The sequence below is a fragment of the Streptomyces sp. SCUT-3 genome (genome assembly GCF_014083985.1).
Taxonomy (GTDB): domain Bacteria; phylum Actinomycetota; class Actinomycetes; order Streptomycetales; family Streptomycetaceae; genus Streptomyces_H; species Streptomyces_H thermolineatus.
On sequence record NZ_CP046907.1, the window covers coordinates 2,415,225 to 2,433,993 of the forward strand.

Genomic DNA, 18,769 nt, shown 5'->3' on the forward strand with positions numbered 1-18,769 from the left:
TTCGAAACGGCCCCGGGACCCGTGGGCCCGATCGGGCCGAATGGTCCGGCGGAGGAACGGGAAGGTTCCCGCCATTCCCGTCCCCCAGCCGGCGACTGGACACTAAAGCATTTTCCGGGACCGGGTCAACACCGCTTCCCGTGAATTGGGAGAGGCGTTTTCCGGGCACGGCTGATAAACCGCCGGACACGCGGCCGAAGAATTTCGGAAATCGCTCCGGAATTCTTTCGCGCCGTTCCGCGGTGCGCGGTGCGTGGTGCGGTGATACGCGGTGCGTGATACGCGGTGCGTGGTGCGGTGATACGTGGTGCGTGGTGCGGTGGTGCCGGGTCGTGCGGTGCCGGCGCGGGACGGGCGGTCCGGCGCCGGACGGGGTCACCAGCGCCTGGTCTCCCCGAAGAACCCGTCGACGGACACGGCCTCGCCGGCCTCCAGGGCGGCGCGGTGGACGTGCATGCCGACCGCCAGGTCCAGCACGCCGAGCCCGAAGGGGGAGAAGATCACCGGCCGCCCGGCGTCCACCTCCACCTGCCCGTCCATCACCTGGGCCAGGGTCCCGGTGACGAAGTCGCGGTTGCCGCACTGCTGCTCGGCCAGGTGCGGGGAGGTGGAGGCGGTCAGGCAGTGGTCGACGTCGTCGACGACGTTGCAGGACTCCAGGACGATGTCGGGGCCGACGTCCCGCAGCGAGACGTTGAGGACGACCTGGCCGGGGGCGAAGGTGCCGGGGCGGGTGATGTACGGCGCGGCGGCGGTCGTCGCCAGGACCACCACGTCGGCGTCCGCGACGGCGGCGTCCAGGTCGTCCGCGGTCTCCGTCCGGAGGCCGAGCCCGTCGGCGGCGAACGCGGCGAGCGCCTCCGCGTACTTCGGCTCCCGGTCGTGGACCGCGCAGACGTCCACCGTCCAGTTCTCGGCCGCGAAGAACTCCAGGATGTTGCGGGCGATGATGCCCGCGCCGACCACCGCGAGCCGGCGGGCGTGCCGGCCGCCGGTCAGCGTCCGGGCGGCCAGGACCGCGGACGCGGCCGTGCGGGCCGCGCTGATCTGGGACGCCTCCAGGCAGGCGAACGGGTAGCCGGTGCGGTAGTCGTTGAGCAGCAGCGCGGCCGACGCCCGCGGGATGCCCTCCTCGATGTTCGCCGGGAAGCTGGCGATCCACTTGATGCCGGCGACGGAGTGCTCGCCGCCGAGGTAGGCAGGGAGCGCGATGATCCGGCTGTCGGGCTTGTCGGGGAAGCGCAGGAAGTAGCTGTTCGGGTTGACCGTGTCGCCCCGGTCGTGGGCGAGGTAGGTGCGGCGCACCTCCTCCACGATCTGCGGGCGGGTGCGGCCGATGACGCGGCGGGCGGTCTCGCCGCCGATCACGTGGAAGTCGAACATGTCAGCCTTTCAGGAGCAGTCCGGCGTCGGCGCCGGCGTCCGGGCGGTCGTCCGTACCGCGGGGGGAGGAGGGGGCCGGGGCGGAGGGGGCGGGGACGGAGGGGCCGAAGCGCTCCTCCACCCAGGCGTCGTCGTAGACGGTGCTCAGGTACCGCTCGCCCGTGTCGGGGGCGAGGGCGACCACGGAGGAGCCGGGCGGGATCTCGCCGGCCTTGCGGACGACCGCGGCGAGCACGGACCCGGTGGACCCGCCCAGGGCGATGCCGCGCTCCCGGGCGACGGACCGGCACATCCGCACCGCCTCGGCCTCGGGCACCATGACGACCTCGTCGACGGCCTCGGGCCGGCACAGCTCCGGCCTGCGGCTGGTGCCCAGCCCCGGGATGTGCCGCCGGCCCGGCGGGAACCCGAAGGTCACCGACCCGGGGGTGTCCACCGCGACGATCCGGGTCCGCGGGGACCACTGCCGGAAGTACTCGGCGCAGCCCATCAGGGTGCCGGTGGTGCCGGCGCCGACGAACAGCTGGTCCACCTCGGGCAGTTCCTCGAGGACGGCGGACGCGGTGCGCTCGTAGTGCACGCGCGGGTTGGCCGGGTTGGCGTACTGGTTGGGCCAGACCAGGGAGGGGTCCTCGCGGAGGCGGTCCTGGATGTAGTCGATGCGGGACTGGAGGAACCCCCCGTTGGCGTCCCTGCGGTCCACCCGGACGACCTCGGCGCCGAAGGCCCGCATGAGCGCGGTGTTGTGCGGCGCGGTGTTGGGGTCGGTCACGCAGGTGAAGGAGTAGCCCTTGGCGGCGCACACCGAGGCCAGGGCCACTCCCAGATTCCCGGACGAGGATTCGATGACCCCGCTGCCGGAATCCAGCAGGCCCCATTTCTCCGCGTCCTCGATCAGCCCCACGGCCGTCTTGAGTTTTATGGAGCCGGCGGGGTTGAACCCCTCCAGCTTGAGGAAGACCTGAACATCCGGAACGAGTTCGTCGAAGCGCAGGAACAGACGATCGAGCACCAGGTCGTGAGCATTCTCGTAGATCACTTTTCCGAGCGCCTTTCTGGGCGCCGGGCCGGGCCGCGTGCCCGCGGGTTCGCGGTGGCACGCGGCCGGTCCGTCGTACGTCGAATTTGGGGTCGAACACCGGAAGTCAGCCGGTGGACGCGCTCCTGCGGGGATTGCTCCTGACGTAGTGGCGGGTGGCCATTGCCGTGAACACCCCCCACACCAGGAACGACATGTCCCAGACGAACAGGTGCCACAGCAGCGGCTTCCAGTCGGGCGGGGAGTCGGGGGTGACGACGCCCAGGGCGACCAGCGCCTGCACGGCGACCAGCACACCCCCGTAGGCGATCAGCACCGCCGACCCTCCCCACCCGGCGAGGACCATCAGGAGGCGGGGGAAGACCCGCCCCCACCGCTGCACCAGCGCCAGCGCGAAGACCCCGCCCGCGGCCTTGGCCGCGCCGGTGATCCAGACGACCGCGATGAGCCCGCCGTCCCGTTCCCGGGCCATCTCCTCGAGGGTGCCCCCGAGGGTGTCCAGGAGGAGGGTCCCTCCTGCCGCCCAGTAGAAGCTGACCAGGGCGAACGCCACGGCCACGACCGCGGCCGCCCAGCCCGTCCATGCCGTGGAGCCGGTCCTGCCGGAGCCGGTCCCGCCGGTGGCCCCGGTGCCGGTGGCCCCGGTGCCGGGGTGTTCCTGCCGGCCGGGTCGTGTCGCAGCATCCATCCCGCTGACTTCCTTCGCGCGTCGTCCGTGGAGCCGGTGCCTCAGGCCTGCCAGCCGGCGTGCTGGGCCACCACGTCGTGGACGGCACGCAGGTTGCCCATGTTGGGCAGCTCCGACTGCGGGATGTCGATCCCGTACTTCTTCTCGATCCGGGCCAGGATCTCGATCGCCCGCAGCGAGTCCGCCTCGTGCTCCTCCACGAACGAACTGGTCTCGGTGATCTCCTCCGGCTCGACCTCCAGCACCTCGGCGACGATCTCGCGCAGCTCGTCGAGGTGGTCGGTGTTCACGGCCTGGGTCATGGCGTTCTCCTGTCGGTGGTGATTGTTTCCCGTGCGCGGTCGCGCGGGGGGCGGATCGGGAGGATCAGCTCTCCGTCGCGGCCACGAGGCTCTTGGGGCGCATGTCGGTCCAGTGGGTGTCGACGTACGCGACGCACGCGGTGCGGTCGTCGGGGCCGTGGACGGTGGTCCATCCGGCCGGGACGTCGGCGAAGGACGGCCACAGGGAGTGCTGTCCCTCGTCGTTGACCAGCACCAGGTAGGTGCCGTCCGGGTTCTCGAACGGGTTGCTCATGGCGGTCTCTCCCGTGGTGGGGCGTTCGGTGGTCGGTCGTGGGGTCGGTCGGTGGTCGGTCAGGGGCCGGCCGGCGGCCGGTCGCCGTGGCCGCCGTCGGGGCTGCCGTCGGGGCTGCCGTCGAGCCGGGCCGCGAGGACCCGGCCGATCACGGCGAGCGGCTCGGTGCGGGTCATGTCGTCGTGGAGGCAGGCCACCGGGTGGCTCTCGATGCGCCCGCCGACGAAGGAGCCCCACACCTGCGGGCCGGGCGCGTCCGCGGGCTTGCCCTCGGTGGCCTCGAAGAACAGCAGGTCGCCCGCGTACTTGCCGGGCAGGTGGCGGCGGGCCAGCCGCGAGTTGTTCTCGAACACCTCGTAGAGGGCGGCCACGTGGCGCTCCTCCAGGCTGCCGAGGACGCCGTCCTCCCGGCCCAGGATCGCGGTGACGTCCGCGTACTCCAGGGCCCGCCCGGCGAACGCCTCCCGGTCGTAGCCGGCCAGGTCGAGCATTCCGGCGAGGAACTCCTGCTCGGACAGGACCGCGTCCGCGTCCGGCTCCCCGGGCTCCCTGGGGAAGGAGTCGAGCATGGCCAGGAGGGCCACCTCCTCGCCCTCGGCCTGCAGCCGCACGGCCATGGCGTGCGCCACGAGCCCGCCGAAGGACCAGCCGAGCAGGTGGTACGGGCCCGACGGGCGGACGGCGCGCACCTGCTCCAGGTAGTCGGCCGCGATCCGGTCGACGTCCGCGGGGAGTTCGCACGGTTCGGCGATCCCGCGGGACTGCAGTGCGTAGACCGGCCGGTCCGGCCCCAGGTGGCGCATCAGGCCCGCGTAGGACCAGCCGAACCCGCTGGCCGGGTGGACGCAGAACAGCGGCGGGAGGGTGCCGCGGCCCCGCAGCGGCAGCAGGACGTCGAACGCCCCGCCGGCGTCGTCGGCGCCCAGGCGCTGCGCCAGTTCCGCGACCGTGGGCGCCTCGAAGAGGGTGCGGATCGCCAGGTCCGTGCCGAAGGCGGAGCGGACCCGGCTGATCAGCCGGGTGGCCAGCAGGGAGTGGCCGCCCAGGTCGAAGAAGCCCTCGTCGACGCCCACCTCGGGGAGGCCGAGGACCTCGGCGAACAGCTCGCACAGCACCCGCTCGCGGCTGGTGCGCGGAGCCCTCCCGTCCCTGGGGGCGTCCCGGTCCGGCGCGGGCAGCGCCCTGCGGTCGACCTTGCCGTTGGGGGTCAGCGGCAGCTCGTCGAGCAGCACGAACTCCGAGGGCGTCATGTACTCGGGCAGCACCGCGCCGGCGTGGGCGCGCAGTTGCGCCGCGGACGGCGCGGGCCCGTCCGGGGAGGGCACCGCGTAGGCCACCAGCCGCTGGTCGCCGGGGCGGTCCTCGCGCACGATCACCGTGGACCGGGCGACGGCCGGGTGGCCGGTGACGACCGCCTCGACCTCGCCGAGCTCGATGCGGAAGCCGCGCAGCTTGACCTGGTCGTCGACGCGCCGCAGGAACGACAGCGTGCCGTCGGCGTTCCACCGCACCACGTCGCCGGTGCGGTACATGCGGGTCCCGGCCGGGCCGAACGGGTCGGCCACGAAGCGGGAGGCCGTCATGCCCGGCCGGTTGAGGTAGCCGCGGGCCAGGCCGGCGCCGGCGACGTACAGCTCGCCGGGGGCGCCGGGCGGCACGAGCCGCAGCCCCTCGTCGAGCACGTACAGCCGGGTGTTGGCCAGCGGGCGGCCGATCGGCAGCGGCCCCGGGGGGATCTCCTCGCCCGGCTCGATCCGGAACTCGGTGCAGTTGACCGTCGTCTCGGTGGGCCCGTACATGTTCAGGACGGTGGTGCCCGGGTGCTCCGCGCGCCACTCGTCGACCAGTTCGCCCAGCAGCAGTTCGCCGCCGAGGAGCAGTTCGGCGCTCGGGGAGAACTCCGGCGGCAGGGCGCCGAGGAGCGGCAGGTGGCTGGGGGTGGCCTTGAGGAAGGTGCAGGGCCGCTCCCGCAGCGCCTCGACGACGTCCGGCCGGGCGTCGTCCAGGTCGGCGACGTGCACGGTGCCGCCGACGGTCAGCGGCACGAAGGTGGCGGTGACCGACAGGTCGAACGAGATCGGCGAGTGCAGCAGCGCCGTGCCGCGCACGCCCTCGTAGTCGGCGCCGGCGAACACCAGGTAGTCGGTGAGCGACCGGTGCTCGATCACCACGCCCTTGGGGCGGCCGGTGGAGCCGGAGGTGTAGATGACGTAGGCGGGGTCGTTGCGGTGCTGGGGGGCGAGCCGTTCCCCGTCGGTCAGGTCGGTGTCCGCCAGGGCGGCCGTCCGCGCGGCCGTGTCCGCGTCGTCCACCAGGACCTTCGGCAGGTGCTCGGCGCCGAGCAGGCCGTCGGCCGTGGCCGTGTCGGTGACCAGCAGCGCAGGAGCGGTGTCCTCCAGCATGAAGGCGATGCGCTCGGCCGGGTACCCGGTGTCGACCGGCACGTAGGCCGCTCCGGCCTTGAGCACGGCCAGCAGTGTCACCACCAGGTCCGCGGAGCGGGGCAGGGCCACGGCGACGAACGTCTCCGGGCCGGCGCCGAGGGCCACGAGGTGCCGGGCCAGCCGGTTGGCCCGGGCGTTGAGCTCCCGGTAGGTCAGCTCCTGCCCGCGGTGGAGGAGCGCGCACGCTCCCGGGGTGCGGGCGGCCTGCTCCTGGAACATCCGCGGCAGCGTGGTGTCCGGCACCTCGGTGGCCGTGTCGTTCCACCCGTCCAGCATCCGCGTCCGCTCGGCGGGGTCGAGGAGCTCGACGGCGCCGATCGGGGCGTCGGGGTCGGCGACCGCGGCCCGGAGGAGACGGACCAGCCGCTCCACCAGGCGCTCGACGGTCTCCCGGTCGAACAGGTCGGTGCTGTGCACCACGGTGCCCCGGATGCCCTCGCAGCCGCCGTCCTCGGCCCGCAGGTCGCTGAGGCTGATCGACAGGTCGAACTTGGCGCCGCCGTTGCCCAGGGGCACGGACTCGATGCCCAGGCCGGGCAGGTCGTGGGAGGCGTCGGTGGCGTTCTGCAGGGCCAGCACCACCTGGAACAGCGGGTGGCGGGAGACCGAGCGCGCCGGGTTGAGGTCCTCCACGAGCCGCTCGAACGGCATGTCCTGGTGGCTGTAGGCGGCCAGGTCCACGTCCCGCACCCGGCCGACGAGCTCCCGGAAGGTGGGATTGCCGGAGGTGTCGGTGCGCAGCACCAGGGTGTTGACGAAGAACCCGACCAGGTCGTCGAGTGCCTCGTCGGTGCGGCCCGCGATCGGGCTGCCCAGGGGGATGTCGGTGCCCGCGCCCAGGCGGGTCAGCAGCGCTGCCAGTGCCGCCTGCACCACCATGAACAGGCTCGCCCCGTTCTCCCGCGCCAGCTCCACCAGCCCGCGGTGCAGCTCCGGGCCGACGGTGACCGGGACGGTGCCGCCGCGGAAGGTGGGCACCGCCGGGCGAGGCCGGTCGGTGGGCAGTTCCAGCTGGTCGGGGAGGCCGGCCAGGGTCCGGCGCCAGAAGCCCAGCTGCCGGGAGACCTCGCTGTCCGGGTCGTCCTCGCCGCCCAGCACCTCGCGCTGCCAGATGCTGTAGTCGGCGTACTGCACGGGCAGCGGCGCCCACTCGGGGGCGCGCCCGGAGCGGCGGGCCGTGTAGGCCGAGGCGAGGTCGCGGGCCAGCGGCCCGGCGGAGGCGCCGTCGCTGGCGATGTGGTGCATGACCAGCAGCAGCACGTGCTCGCGCTCGTCGAGGGCGAACAGCGTGGCGCGCAGGGGGCGTTCGCGCAGCAGGTCGAAGCCGGCCGACGCCTCGGCGGCCAGCGCGGCGTCCAGTCCGTCCGCCGCGGTGGCGACCACCGGCAGGTCCGGGCGGGCGTCCGCCGGGTCCAGGACCTGCTGGTGGGGTCGCCGTCGTGCTCGGGGAAGACGGTGCGCAGGCTCTCGTGCCGGGCCACCACGTCGGCCAGGGCCTCCCGCAGCGCTTCGCGGTCGAGGTCGCCGGTCAGGCGCAGCGCCAGGGGCACGTTGTAGGCGCCGCCGGGGCCGTCGAAGCGGTTGAGGAACCACAGGCGGCGCTGGGCGAAGGACAGCGGCACCCGTTCCGGGCGCCCGGCCGGGGCCAGGGCCGCGCGGGCGCCGACCGCGCCGGGCAGCGACGCGGCGAGCCCGGCCGGCGTGGGCGTCTCGAACAGCGCCCGCACCGGGATCTCGATGCCGAGGACGGTGCGGATCCGGTTGACCAGGCGGGTGGCCAGCAGGGAGTGGCCGCCCAGGTCGAAGAAGCTGTCGTCCGCGCCGGTCCGGGGCAGCCCGAGGACCTCGGCGAAGACGGTGCACAGGATCTCCTCCTGCGGGGTGCGGGGCGCGCGGCCGCCGTCCCCGGCGGCGGACAGGTCCGGCGCGGGCAGGGCCTTGCGGTCGACCTTGCCGTTGGGGGTCAGCGGCAGGGCGTCCATGACGACCAGGGCGGCCGGGACCATCGCCGCGGGCAGCACGGCGGTCAGGCGGTCCCGCACCTGCGCGGGGTCGACCGCGCCGGTCAGGTGGCCGACCAAGCGGCTCTGGCCCGCCGGGTCGGTGCCGACGGTCACCACGCAGTCGGTGACCCCGGGCACGCCGCGCAGCGCGGCCTCCACCTCGCCGAGTTCGATGCGCTGCCCGCGGATCTTGACCTGGTGGTCCTGCCGGCCGAGGAACTCCAGCTGCCCGTCGGGCAGGTACCGCACCCGGTCGCCGGTGCGGTAGAGCCGGTCGCCGGGCACTTCGGAGAAGGGGTCGGGGACGAACGCGGCGGCGGTGCGCACCGGGTCGCCCAGGTAGCCCAGGCCGACGCCGGTGCCGCCGACGTACAGCTCCCCCGACACGCCGACCGGGACGGGCTGCAGGCGCTCGTCGAGCACGTACAGCCGGGTGTTGCGGACGGCCCGGCCGATCGGCACGCGCACGTCGCCGAGCGGGGTCGCCGCGTCGATGACGGCGTGGGTGACGTCGTCGGAGCACTCGGTGGGCCCGTAGGCGTTCACCACGGGGACGTGCGGGTGGCGGGCGAACCAGCGGGTGCACAGGTCGGGCGGCAGCGCCTCGCCGGTGACCATCAGCCAGCGCAGGTCGGGCAGTTCGACCGCCGGGGCGCCCGCGTCCCAGGAGTCCAGGGCGGTGCGCAGCAGGGACGGGACGACCTCCAGCACGGTGATGCGCTCGGCGGCGGCCGTGCCGAACAGGGCCTGCGGGTCGAGGGCGGTGTCGTCGCCGACGAGCCGGACCCGTCCGCCGGTCACCAGGCCGGCGAGCATCTGCCACACCGAGATGTCGAAGGTCAGCGGCGCGTTCTGCACCACGCTGTCCTCCTCGGTCATCCCGAGGTCCTCGACCTTGGCGAGCAGGTGGTTGACCATGCCGCGCCGGTGCACCATGGCGCCCTTGGGGCGGCCGGTGGAGCCGGAGGTGAAGATGGTGTAGGCGAGGTCGCCGGGGCCGCCGGGCACGGGCGGCAGGGGGCCGTCCGGGTCCTCCGCGCCGTCGATCGGGATCACCTCGGCGCCCGTGCCCGCCTCGGCGGCGAGCTCGGCGGCCAGGCCGAGGTACCGGGGGTGGGCCAGGATGCGGCGCGCGCCGCTGTCCTGGAGCAGGCCGGCGGTGCGGGACCGCGGCGCCCCGGGGTCGAGGGGCACCCAGGCGCCGCCGGCGCCGAGGACGGAGAGCACCGCCAGGGGTGCCTCCACCGCCCGGTCGGTCAGGACGGCGGTGAGGGTTCCGGGGCCCGCGCCCGCCTCCCGCAGCCTGCGGGTCAGGGCCGCGGTGCGCCGCAGCAGCGTCGCGTAGGTGATGCTGCCGTGGTCGTCGGCGAGGGCGACGGCGTCCGGGCGGCGGGCGGCGACCTGCCGCACCCGCTCCACGACGTCGGTGAAGTCCTGGCCGCGCGCGGTGTCGTTCCACTCGGTCATCAGCTGCCGGCGCTCGGCCGGGGCGAGGACGTCCATCCGCCCGATCGGGGTGTCGGCGTCGGCGGCCGCGGCCTCGAGCAGCCGGAGCCAGCAGCCCAGGATGCGCTCGGCGGTGGAGGCGTCGAACAGGTCGGCGCTGTAGTCCAGGCGGCCGTCCATGCCGTCGGGGTGCCGTCGCCGGCGAGGCGCTCGGTGAGGTCGACGGACAGGTCGAACTGGGCGGCGTGGGCGCCGGAGTGCTCGACGAGGACGTCCAGGCCGGGCAGGACAGGTCTGCGTCGGTGTTGTTCTGCAGCACCAGCATGACCTGGAACAGCGGGTTGCGGGACATCGAGCGGGCCGGGTTGAGGATCTCCACGAGCCGTTCGAACGGGGTGTCCTGGTGGGCGTAGGCGGCCAGGTCCGCCTCCCGCACGCGGGCGAGGAGTTCGCGGAGGTGGGGTCGCCGGAGGTGTCGGTGCGCAGCACCAGGGTGTTGACGAAGAACCCGACCAGGTCGTCGAGTGCCTCGTCGGTGCCGGCGATCGGGCTGCCCAGGGGGATGTCGGTGCCCGCGCCCAGGCGGGTCAGCAGCGCGGCGAGCGCCGCCTGCACCACCATGAACAGGCTCGCCCCGTTCTCCCGCGCCAGCTCCGCCAGCCCGCGGTGCAGCTCCGGGCCGACCCGGAACAGCAGCGTGCCGCCGCGGTGGCCGCCGGACACGGGCCGGGACCGGTCGAAGGGCAGTTCCAGCTCGTCGGGGATCCGGCCAGGGCCGAGGTCCAGTAGGCGATCTGGGCGCTGATCGGGCTGTGCGGGTCGTCCTCGCCGCCCAGCACCTCGCGCTGCCAGATGCTGTAGTCGCGTACTGCACGGGCAGCGGCGCCCACTCGGGGGCGCGCCCGGAGCGGCGGGCCGTGTAGGCGACGGAGAAGTCCCGGGACATCGGGTTCATCGACCACCCGTCGCCCCGCGATGTGGTGCAGCACCAGCAGCAGCACGAACTCCTCGTCGCCGAGCTCGAACAGCCGCGCGCAGCGGCGGGTCGACGGCGAGGTCGAAGCCGCGCCGGACGAAGTCGTCCACCAGGTGCGGCAGTTCCTCCTCGTGACGCGCTCGCGGACCGGCACCGGGGTGGCCGTGGCGGCGTCGACGACCACCTGGTGCGGGAAGCCGTCGGTCTCGGCGAAGACGGTGCGCAGGCTCTCGTGGCGCTCCACGACGTCCCCGAGGGCGGCCCGCAGCGCCTGCTCGTCGAGCCGGCCGCGCAGCCGCAGCATGATCGGGATCTGTACGGGACTCCGCGCCCTCCAGCCGGTTGAGGAACCACAGGCGGTGCTGGCCGTACGACATCGGTATGCGCTCCGCCGCTGGGCGGGGAGCAGCGCGGCGCGGGCCCGCCCGGCGCCGGCGACGGCCTCCGCCAGCCGCGCCGGGGTGGGCGCCTCGAACAGGTTGCGCACCGCGAGTTTCGACGCCGAAGGCGGAGCGGACGCGGCTGACCAGGCGGGTGGCCAGCAGGGAGTGGCCGCCCAGGTCGAAGAAGCTGTCGTCGACGCCCGCCTCGGCCAGGCCGAGGACGTCGGCGAACAGCTCGCACAGCGTGGCCTCCTGCGGCGTGCGCGGGGCACGGCGGTGGAGGCGCCGTAGTCGGGCGCGGGCAGCGCCCTGCGGTCGAGCTTGCCGTTGCGGTGACGGGCAGCGCGTCGAGGGCCACGAAGGCCGCGGGCACCATGTACGAGGGCAGTTCGGCGCCAGGCGGTCCCGCAGTTCGGCGGCTGCGGCGGCTCGGCCCCGGCGGCGGCCACCGTGTAGGCGACCAGCCGCTTGTCCCCGGGGCGGTCCTCGCGGACGATCACGGCGGCCTGCGCGAGGGCGGGGTGGCGGCCCAGCAGCGCCTCGATCTCGCCGAGTTCGATGCGGAAGCCGCGCACCTTGACCTGCTCGTCGGCGCGGCCGACGAACTCCAGCACGCCGTCGCCGGTCCACCGCACCAGGTCGCCGGTGCGGTACATCCGCGAGCCGGCCGGCGAAGGGCTCGCGACGAACCGCTCGGCGGTCGCCCCCGCCGGTCGACGTAGCCGCGGCCAGGCCGGCGCCGGCGATGTACAGCTCGCCGGCGACGCCCGGCGGGACCAGGCGCAGGCCGTCGTCCAGCACGTACAGCCGCATGTCGTCCAGCGGCCGGCCGATGGCACGGTCTCCGGCACGCCGCCCTCCGCTCGCATCAGTGGCGGGTGGCGAAGGTGGTGGTCTCGGTGGGGCCGTAGCCGTCGCCCACCACGACGCCGGGGGCGGCCTCGAGGACCCGCCGCACCGACGCGGAGGGCACGACGTCCCGCCGGACCACACCTCGCGGACGTGCGCGAAGCACTCCGGCCACTCCTCGGCAATGATCCGTAACAGGCCGGCGGTCAGCCACAGGCCGGTGATGCCCTCCTCGGCGATGATCCGCGCCAGGTCGCGGACGTCCAGCTCGCCGGCGGCGCCACGACGATCCGGCCGCCGCGCAGCAGCGGCACCCACGTCTCGTAGTGGGGCGTCGAAGGCCTGCGCGAGTGCAGGAGCACCCGCTCCTGGTTGCCGCCGTCCCAGGAGCTGTCGAGGGCGAGGGCGACGACGTCCCGTGGGTGATCCCGACGCCCTTGGCACGCCGGTCGACCCGGAGTGTACATGATGTAGGCGAGCTGCTCGGGGTGGCCGGCGACGGCCGGGTCCGCGGCGGACTCGTCGGCCAGGCCCGGGTGTCGTCGACCACCAGGATCCGGGCCTCGTGCTGGATGTCGGTGTCCCGCAGGGCCCGGTCGGTCAGCAGCACCGCGGCCGCGGTCTGCGACATGATCAGCCGGAGGCGGCCAGCGGGTAGGGGGTCGAGCGGCACGTAGGCGCCGCCGGCCTTGAGGACGGCCAGCACGGAGACGACGGACTCGGCCGAGCGCTCCAGCAGCACGGCGACCCGGTCTCCGGGCCCACGCCCAGGGCGATCACCGGTGCGCGAGCCGGTTGGCGCGCTCGTCCAGCTCGCGGTAGGTGAGCCGGACGTCCCCGGCGTCAGGGCGACCGCGTCGGGGGTGCGGCGACCTGCTCGGCGAAGCGGCCCTGACCGTCCCGCGGCCCGGTCCCCGGGCTCACGGCCCCGTTTCCACTCCGTCAGAGCCGCTCGCGCTCCCCGCGGCGAGCACGTCGACCCGGCCCACCGGGCGGTGCGGGTCCTCGCCACCGCCTCCAGCGCGCAGCAGCCTGCCGCCGAGCAGCTCGGCCTCCCGGTGCCGATCACGTCGGCGCGTGGTTGAGCCGCAGCTGCAGGCGGCGGCCGGGAGGGCGACGAGGGTCAGCGGGTAGTGGGTGGCGTCGCGGCCGTCGACGCCGAGGACCTCCAGGCCGGTGCCGGGCAGCCGGGTGTGGCCGTGTCGAGCGGGTAGTTCTCGAAGACGGTCAGCGTGTCGAACAGCTCGCCGGTGACGCCGGCCGCGGCCCGGATGTCGGTGAGCCCGGTGTACTGGTGGGCCGACAGCCGCGACTGGTCCTGCACCCGGGCGAACAGCTCCGCCAGGGACTCGTCGTCCCGCAGGCGGACCCGCACCGGCAGGGTGTTGATGAACAGGCCCACCATCGACTCGATGCCCGCGATCTCCGGCGGGCGGCCCGAGACGGTGGCCCGAAGACCACGTCGTCCCGGCCGGTCGTCCGGCCCAGCAGCACCGCCCACACGCCCTGCACCAGGGTGTTCATGGTCAGCCCGTGGGCGCGCGCCCACGCGGTGAGCGCCGCGGTCAGGTCCTCCGGCAGGTCGACGGTGACCCGCTCCGGGACCGCCGGGCGGCGGCCGGGGTCGGCGGGCGCCAGCAGGGTGGGCTCGACGCCGTCGAGCGCCTCCCGCCACGCCCGCCCGGCGGCGGCCGGGTCCTGCCCGGCGAGCCAGGCCAGGTAGTCGCGGTAGGGGGTGACGCGGGGCAGGGCGGCGCCGGGCTCACCGTCCCGCACCCCTGCGCGTACAGGGGTGAACAGCTCGCGCACCAGCAGGGGCGTCGACCAGCCGTCCAGCAGGATGTGGTGGTGGTCAGCACCAGGCGGTACCGGTCGTCGTCGAGCCGGATCACCGTGAAGCGCAGCAGCGGCGGCGCCTGCAGGTCGAACCTGCGGGCGCGGTCCTCGGCGAGCAGCCGCTCCGCCCGCAGGTCCCGCTCGCCGGCGTCGAGCCCGGACAGGGTGCTCGTACCAGGGCAGGGGGACCCGGCGCGGCACGAACTGCACCGGGGTGCACAGGCCCTCCTGGTGGAACCGGCCCGCAGGTTGGCGTGCCGCTCCAGCAGGGTCCGCGCGGCTTCCCGGAGCGCACCGGTGTCCAGCGGGCCGGCCACGTCGAGCAGCAGCTGCACGGTGTAGACGTCCTGCTCCCCTCGTCGTAGGAGGCGTGGAAGAGCAGCCCCTTCTGGAGGGACGACAGCGGCAGCACGTCCTCCAGGCCGGGGTGGGCGGCCTCCAGGACGTCGATCTCCTGCTGGCCCAGGCGACCAGGGCGAGATCGGAGGGGGTGCGGCCCGGCCGCCGGGCGGCGGCGTGGACGGCAGGGCGTCCAGGGCGCGCACCCAGGTGTCCGCCAGGTCGCGCACGTCCTCCTCCGGCATCAGGCCGCCGGGCCAGGACAGGGTGGCGCCGAGCCGGGGGCCGTCGGCGTGGTCGTGGGTGGTCGCGTTGACCTCGAGGGCGTGCGGCACCGGCATCGCGGCGTCCACGCCGCCGCCCAGGCCCTCGGCCTCGGGCGCCGGGGCGAAGTCCGCGGTGTCCTCCGCGCGGGCCGCGGGGAAGCGGCCCAGGTAGTTGAAGCCGATCCGGGGCGCGGGGAGCGCGGCGAGCAGCGGCCGGTCTGCGGGCTGAGGTGGCGCAGGAGTCCGTAGCCGATGCCGTGGTCCGGGAGGGCCCGCAGCTGCTCCTTGACGCGCTTGAGCACCCGCCCGGCCTCCGGGCCGGCGGCCCAGACCTCCTGCCAGTCCTCGACAGCCGGGTCCAGCCGCACCGGGTACAGGCTGGTGAACCAGCCCACCGTGCGCGACAGGTCCACGCCCTCCACCACGTCGTGGCGGCCGTGGCCCTCCAGGTCGACCAGGACACCGCCGTCGGCGCTGCGGCCCTTGCGGCGCCGCCAGTCGGTGACGGCGAGGGCGAAGGCGGCGAGCAGGACGTCGTCGACGCCCGCGTGGAACGCGGAGGGGACGGTGGTCAGCAGCTGCTCGGTGCGCTCGGCCGGCACGGTGACGGTGACGTGCCGGACGGTGCCGACGGTGTCCTCCCGCGCGTCCAGGTCGCGGTCGCCCAGCAGCTCCTGGGGGCCGTCGAGCATCCCGGTCCACAGGGGGAGCTCCTCCAGGCGGGCCGGGTTCTGGGCCAGGGCGGCCAGCTCCTGCGACCAGCGCCGGAAGGAGGTGCCCACCGGCTCCAGCTCCGGACGACGCCCGGCCGCCACCGCATCCCAGGCAGCCGCCAGGTCCGGCAGCAGGATCCGCCACGACACCCCGTCCACCACCAGGTGGTGCAGCACCAGCAGCAACCGCCCGGCCGTCTGCGGCCCGGCGTCGAACCACACCGCCTGCACCATCACCCCGGACTCCGGCACCAGCCGGCCCCGGGCCGCCTCGGCCTCGCGCGCCACCACGGCCCGCAACGCCTCACCGTCCAGACCCGCCGCGTCCACCCGCAGCAGACACGTCCCGGCGTCCACCGATCCGGGCTCGGGAACCTCCAGGCCCCACACCGCGCCCCGCCGGCCCGGGTCAGGCGCAGCCGCAGCGCGTCGTGGTGGTCCACCACCGCCTGCAACGCCGCCGACAGCGAACCGGCGTCCGCCCCGGCCGGGGTGCGCACCACCACCGACTGGCAGAACCCGTCCACCGGGCCGCCGCGCTCGCGCAGCCAGTGCACGATCGGCGTCAGGGCCACCGGGCCGACACCGGAGTCCGCCTCCCGCGCCCCCTGGCCCGAAGCACCCTCCGGGTCACGGGCCACGACGGCCAGAGCGGCCGGGGTGCGGTGCTCGAACACCTCGCGCGGGGTGAACACCAGCCCCTCACGACGCGCCCGGCTGACCAGCTGGATGGAGACGATGCTGTCCCCGCCCAGGTCGAAGAAACTGTCCTCCGCACCCACCACCGGCAGCCCCAGGACCTGCGCGAACAGGCCGCACAGCAGCTCCTCGCGCTCCGTGCGCGGCGCCCGCCCCGCCGACACCGCCGCACCGAAGTCGGGGGCGGGCAGTGCCCGCCGGTCCAGCTTCCCGTTCGGCGTCACAGGCAGCGCGTCCAGGACCACGAACGCCGCCGGCACCATGTGCTCGGGGAGCCCCGCCGCGACGTGCTCGCGCAGCCCGGCCGCGTCCGGAGCCGGGGCGTCGGCCTCCGGCACCACGTACGCCACCAGCTGCTTCACACCCGGCCGGTCCTCGCGGACCACCACCGCCACCTGGCCCACCCGCGGGTGGGCGGCCAGCGCGGCCTCGATCTCACCGAGTTCGATGCGGAAGCCGCGGACCTTCACCTGCTCGTCCGCGCGGCCGACGTACTCCAGTTCGCCGTCGCCGGTCCGGCGGACCAGGTCGCCGGTGCGGTACATGCGCGTGCCCGCCGCCCCGAACGGGTTCGCCACGAACCGCTCGGCCGTCAGCGCGGCACGGTCCAAGTAGCCGCGGGCCAGGCCCGCGCCCGCGATGTACAGCTCGCCCGTGACCCCGGCAGGCACCGGCCGCAGCGCCGCGTCCAGCACGTACGCCTGCGTGTTGGGGAGGGGGCGGCCGATCGGGGGGACTCCCCCGCCGGACAGCGGCTCGCTCATGGTCGCAGCCACGGTGATCTCGGTCGGCCCGTAGGCGTTGACCATCCGCCGTCCCTGCGACCAGCGGGCCGCCAGGTCGGCCGGGCAGGCCTCGCCGCCGACGACCAGCGACCGGAAGTCGGGCAGGTCCGTGCTCGGCAGGCCGGCGAGCGCGGCGGGCGTGATGAGGGCGTGGGTGACCCGGTGGCGCACCAGCACCTCGGCGAGCGCCTCGCCCACCATCGGGCCGGGCGGCGGGACCACCAGCGCGGCCCCGGCGGGCAGCGCCATGCTCAGCTCCAGGACGGCGGCGTCGAAGCTGGGCGAGGAGCACTGCAGCACCCGGCTGTCCGGGGTGACGTCGAACCGCTCGATCTCGGCGGCGGAGAGGTTGGCGATGCCGGCGTGCGGGACGACGACGCCCTTGGGCCGGCCGGTGGAGCCGGAGGTGTAGATCACGTACGCCGGGTGCTCCGGGAGCAGCGGGGCGCGGCGGTCGGCGTCGGTGAGGTCGGTGTCCGCGGCCCGCTCCAGCCGGCCGGTCACCTCGTGGTCGTCCAGGACCAGCAGGGGCGCGTCCGGGCCCGCGGCGGAGGCCGCCCGGGCCGCGGCGGCGGCGTCGGCCGCCGTGGCGGCGGTGGCGGCGGTGGCGATCACCAGCGCGGGGCGGGCGTCACCGATCATGTGGGCGATGCGCTCGGCCGGGTAGGCGGGGTCGACCGGCAGGTAGGCGGCGCCGGCCTTGAGCACGGCGACCGCGGCGACGACCGTCTCGACCGACCGCGGCAGCACGAGCGCCACGACGGACTCCGGTCCCGCCCCGGCCTCGACGAGCAGGCGGGCGAGGCGGTTGGCACGGGCGTTGAACTCGCCGTAGGTCAGCGAGCCGCCGTCGAAGACGACGGCCTCGTTCTGCGGGGTGCGGGCCGCCTGCGCCTCGACGAGCCCGCCGAACGTGGTCCGGGGCACGTCGCGGGCGGTGTCGTTCCACTCCACCAGCAGCCGCGTCCGCTCGGCCTCCTCCAGCACCTCGACGCCGGCCACCGGCCGGTCCGGGTCGTCCGCGACGGCCTCCAGGACGCGGACGAGCCGCCCCGCCAGCCGCTCGGCGGCCTCGCCGTCGAGGACGTCGGGGCGGTGGTCCAGGCGCAGGGTGAGCTCGTCGCCGGGGATCACCGCCAGGGTGACCGGGTAGTGCGTGGCGTCGTTCACCTCGACCCCGCCGATGCGCAGGCCCGTGCCGGGGAGTTCGAGCCCCTCGGGGTCGAGGGGGTAGTTCTCGAAGACGGTCAGGGTGTCGAAGAGCTCGCCGAGACCGGCGAGGCGCTGCACCTCGTTCAGGCCGAGGTGCTGGTGGTCCATCAGCCGCGTCTGCTGCTCCTGCACCCGGCCGAACAGCCCCGCCAGGGACTCCTCCGGCCGCAGGCGGACCCGCACCGGCAGGGTGTTGATGAACAGCCCCACCATCGACTCGATGCCCGCGATCTCCGGCGGACGCCCCGAGACCGTCGCCCCGAACACCACGTCCTCGCGGCCCGTCAGCCGGCCCAGCAGCAGGCCCCACGCACCCTGCACCAGCGTGTTCAACGTCAGCCCGCGACCGCGCGCCACCTCCGCCAACCGCGCAGTCAGGCCCGACGGGAGCTGCGACACCACCCGCTGCGGCACCACCGCTTCCGGCCGCGCGCCCGACGGATCCGCGACGTCCGGGACCGCCGCGCCGGCGGCCGCCGTGAGTGCCGGTGCGAGGAGGGTGGGTTCCTCCAGCCCGGCCAGCGCCTCGCGCCAGGCCTCCTCGGCCGCCGCACGGTCCCGCCCCGCCAGCCACCCCAGGTACTCCCGGTACGGCGTCACCCGCGGCAACCCCGCACCCGCAGCATCACCACCCGCCGCATACAGCGCGAACAACTCCCGCGCCAGCAACGGCATCGACCAACCGTCCAACAGAATGTGGTGATTGGTCACCACCAGCCGGTGCCGGCCCTCACCCAGCCGCACCAACGCACACCGCAGCAACGGCGCAACCGCCAGATCGAACCGCCGCGACCGCTCCTCCCCCATCACCCGGGACAACTCCACATCCCGGGCAGCAGCGTCCAGCCCCGACAGGTCCCACTCCGACCACGGCAGCTCCACCTCCCGCCGCACCACCTGGACGCGTTCCCCGGTCTTGCGCTCCCGGAAGCCCGCACGGAGGTTGGCGTGCCGGCGGAGCAGCGCCTCGGCGGCGGCCCGCATCGTCGCCGCGTCCAGCGGGCCGACCAGGTCGAAGGCGAACTGCATGGTGTAGACGTCCTGCGCCCGGTCGTCGTACACCGCGTGGAAGTACAGGCCTTCCTGGAGTGGCGACAGCGGCAGGATGTCCTCGATGCGCGACTGGCTCACT

At 74.8% G+C, this 18,769-nt stretch carries 13 protein-coding genes and 4 pseudogenes; 1 reads left to right on the forward strand and 16 read right to left on the reverse strand.

Translation table 11 applies throughout. The features are described 5' to 3' along the window. Positions 1-375 precede the first annotated feature (375 nt). From sbnB to GQS52_RS27055, 7 genes and pseudogenes are all read right to left on the reverse strand, one after another. Complete coding sequence (gene sbnB, locus GQS52_RS10565) at positions 376-1,383, reverse strand: 2,3-diaminopropionate biosynthesis protein SbnB (RefSeq protein ID WP_182313149.1); 1,008 nt, start codon at positions 1,381-1,383, stop codon at positions 376-378. A gap of 1 nt (position 1,384) precedes the next feature. Beyond that, entirely contained in the window at positions 1,385-2,422 is a 1,038-nt protein-coding gene (gene sbnA, locus GQS52_RS10570) for a 2,3-diaminopropionate biosynthesis protein SbnA (RefSeq protein ID WP_182313150.1), read from the reverse strand. 106 nt (positions 2,423-2,528) lie between these two features. After that, entirely contained in the window at positions 2,529-3,110 is a 582-nt protein-coding gene (locus GQS52_RS10575; protein ID WP_182313151.1) for a DUF3995 domain-containing protein, read from the reverse strand. Positions 3,111-3,151: 41 nt separating this feature from the next. Continuing rightward, complete coding sequence (locus GQS52_RS10580) at positions 3,152-3,412, reverse strand: acyl carrier protein (protein ID WP_182313152.1); 261 nt, start codon at positions 3,410-3,412, stop codon at positions 3,152-3,154. Between the two features lie 64 nt (positions 3,413-3,476). Next, positions 3,477-3,686, reverse strand: coding sequence for an MbtH family protein (locus GQS52_RS10585; protein ID WP_182313153.1), 210 nt, complete (start codon positions 3,684-3,686; stop codon positions 3,477-3,479). Positions 3,687-3,745: 59 nt separating this feature from the next. Beyond that, positions 3,746-7,513, reverse strand: a complete 3,768-nt coding sequence (locus GQS52_RS27050; RefSeq protein WP_259371090.1) for a non-ribosomal peptide synthetase — start codon at positions 7,511-7,513, stop codon at positions 3,746-3,748. A 101-nt stretch (positions 7,514-7,614) separates the two neighbouring features. Then, positions 7,615-9,759 (reverse strand): annotated as a pseudogene (locus tag GQS52_RS27055) (amino acid adenylation domain-containing protein); the annotation flags it as partial. Between the two features lie 65 nt (positions 9,760-9,824). Here GQS52_RS27055 and GQS52_RS27655 point away from each other — a divergent pair. Beyond that, entirely contained in the window at positions 9,825-9,992 is a 168-nt protein-coding gene (locus tag GQS52_RS27655) for a hypothetical protein (protein ID WP_259370697.1), read from the forward strand. Here GQS52_RS27655 and GQS52_RS27660 read toward each other — a convergent pair. The 9 genes and pseudogenes from GQS52_RS27660 to GQS52_RS10640 form a co-directional block, all read right to left on the reverse strand. Beyond that, a pseudogene (locus GQS52_RS27660) lies at positions 9,938-10,275 on the reverse strand (condensation domain-containing protein); the annotation flags it as partial. The gene GQS52_RS27655 and the pseudogene GQS52_RS27660 overlap by 55 nt on opposite strands. Then, positions 10,167-10,859: a condensation domain-containing protein gene (locus GQS52_RS27665; protein WP_259371091.1), complete on the reverse strand. Its 693-nt coding sequence runs from the start codon at positions 10,857-10,859 to the stop codon at positions 10,167-10,169. The gene GQS52_RS27665 and the pseudogene GQS52_RS27660, both read right to left, overlap by 109 nt. Before the next feature lie 247 nt (positions 10,860-11,106). Continuing rightward, positions 11,107-12,054, reverse strand: a pseudogene (locus tag GQS52_RS28385) (AMP-binding protein); the annotation flags it as partial. Beyond that, positions 11,994-12,149 carry a hypothetical protein gene (locus tag GQS52_RS27680; RefSeq protein ID WP_259371217.1) on the reverse strand — a complete coding sequence of 52 codons (156 nt, stop codon included), beginning with the start codon at positions 12,147-12,149 and terminating at the stop codon, positions 11,994-11,996. The pseudogene GQS52_RS28385 and the gene GQS52_RS27680, both read right to left, overlap by 61 nt. A 182-nt stretch (positions 12,150-12,331) precedes the next feature. Further along, positions 12,332-12,856, reverse strand: a pseudogene (locus tag GQS52_RS10620) (AMP-binding protein); the annotation flags it as partial. 54 nt (positions 12,857-12,910) lie between these two features. Beyond that, positions 12,911-13,288 carry a condensation domain-containing protein gene (locus tag GQS52_RS10625; protein ID WP_182313156.1) on the reverse strand — a complete coding sequence of 126 codons (378 nt, stop codon included), beginning with the start codon at positions 13,286-13,288 and terminating at the stop codon, positions 12,911-12,913. Between the two features lie 64 nt (positions 13,289-13,352). After that, positions 13,353-14,303, reverse strand: a complete 951-nt coding sequence (locus GQS52_RS27685; RefSeq protein WP_259370698.1) for a hypothetical protein — start codon at positions 14,301-14,303, stop codon at positions 13,353-13,355. Then, entirely contained in the window at positions 14,207-15,232 is a 1,026-nt protein-coding gene (locus tag GQS52_RS10635) for a condensation domain-containing protein (RefSeq protein WP_182313157.1), read from the reverse strand. The genes GQS52_RS27685 and GQS52_RS10635 overlap by 97 nt, the downstream gene beginning before the upstream one ends. Beyond that, on the reverse strand, positions 15,175-18,768 hold the full coding sequence (locus GQS52_RS10640; RefSeq protein WP_182313158.1) for a non-ribosomal peptide synthetase: 3,594 nt from the start codon (positions 18,766-18,768) through the stop codon (positions 15,175-15,177). Before GQS52_RS10640 ends, GQS52_RS10635 begins: the two co-directional genes overlap by 58 nt. Position 18,769: the final 1 nt, after the last annotated feature.

What these genes read in the sequence shown, in the direction of transcription:
- GQS52_RS27685 (WP_259370698.1), bottom strand. Translation starts at nt 14,303, where the DNA reads ATGCCGGTGCCGCACGCCCTCGAGGTCAACGCGACCACCCACGACCAC.
- GQS52_RS10575 (WP_182313151.1), bottom strand. Translation starts at nt 3,110, where the DNA reads ATGGATGCTGCGACACGACCCGGCCGGCAGGAACACCCCGGCACCGGG.
- sbnB (WP_182313149.1), bottom strand. Translation starts at nt 1,383, where the DNA reads ATGTTCGACTTCCACGTGATCGGCGGCGAGACCGCCCGCCGCGTCATC.
- GQS52_RS10580 (WP_182313152.1), bottom strand. Translation starts at nt 3,412, where the DNA reads ATGACCCAGGCCGTGAACACCGACCACCTCGACGAGCTGCGCGAGATC.
- GQS52_RS10585 (WP_182313153.1), bottom strand. Translation starts at nt 3,686, where the DNA reads ATGAGCAACCCGTTCGAGAACCCGGACGGCACCTACCTGGTGCTGGTC.
- GQS52_RS27665 (WP_259371091.1), bottom strand. Translation starts at nt 10,859, where the DNA reads ATGCTGCGGCTGCGCGGCCGGCTCGACGAGCAGGCGCTGCGGGCCGCC.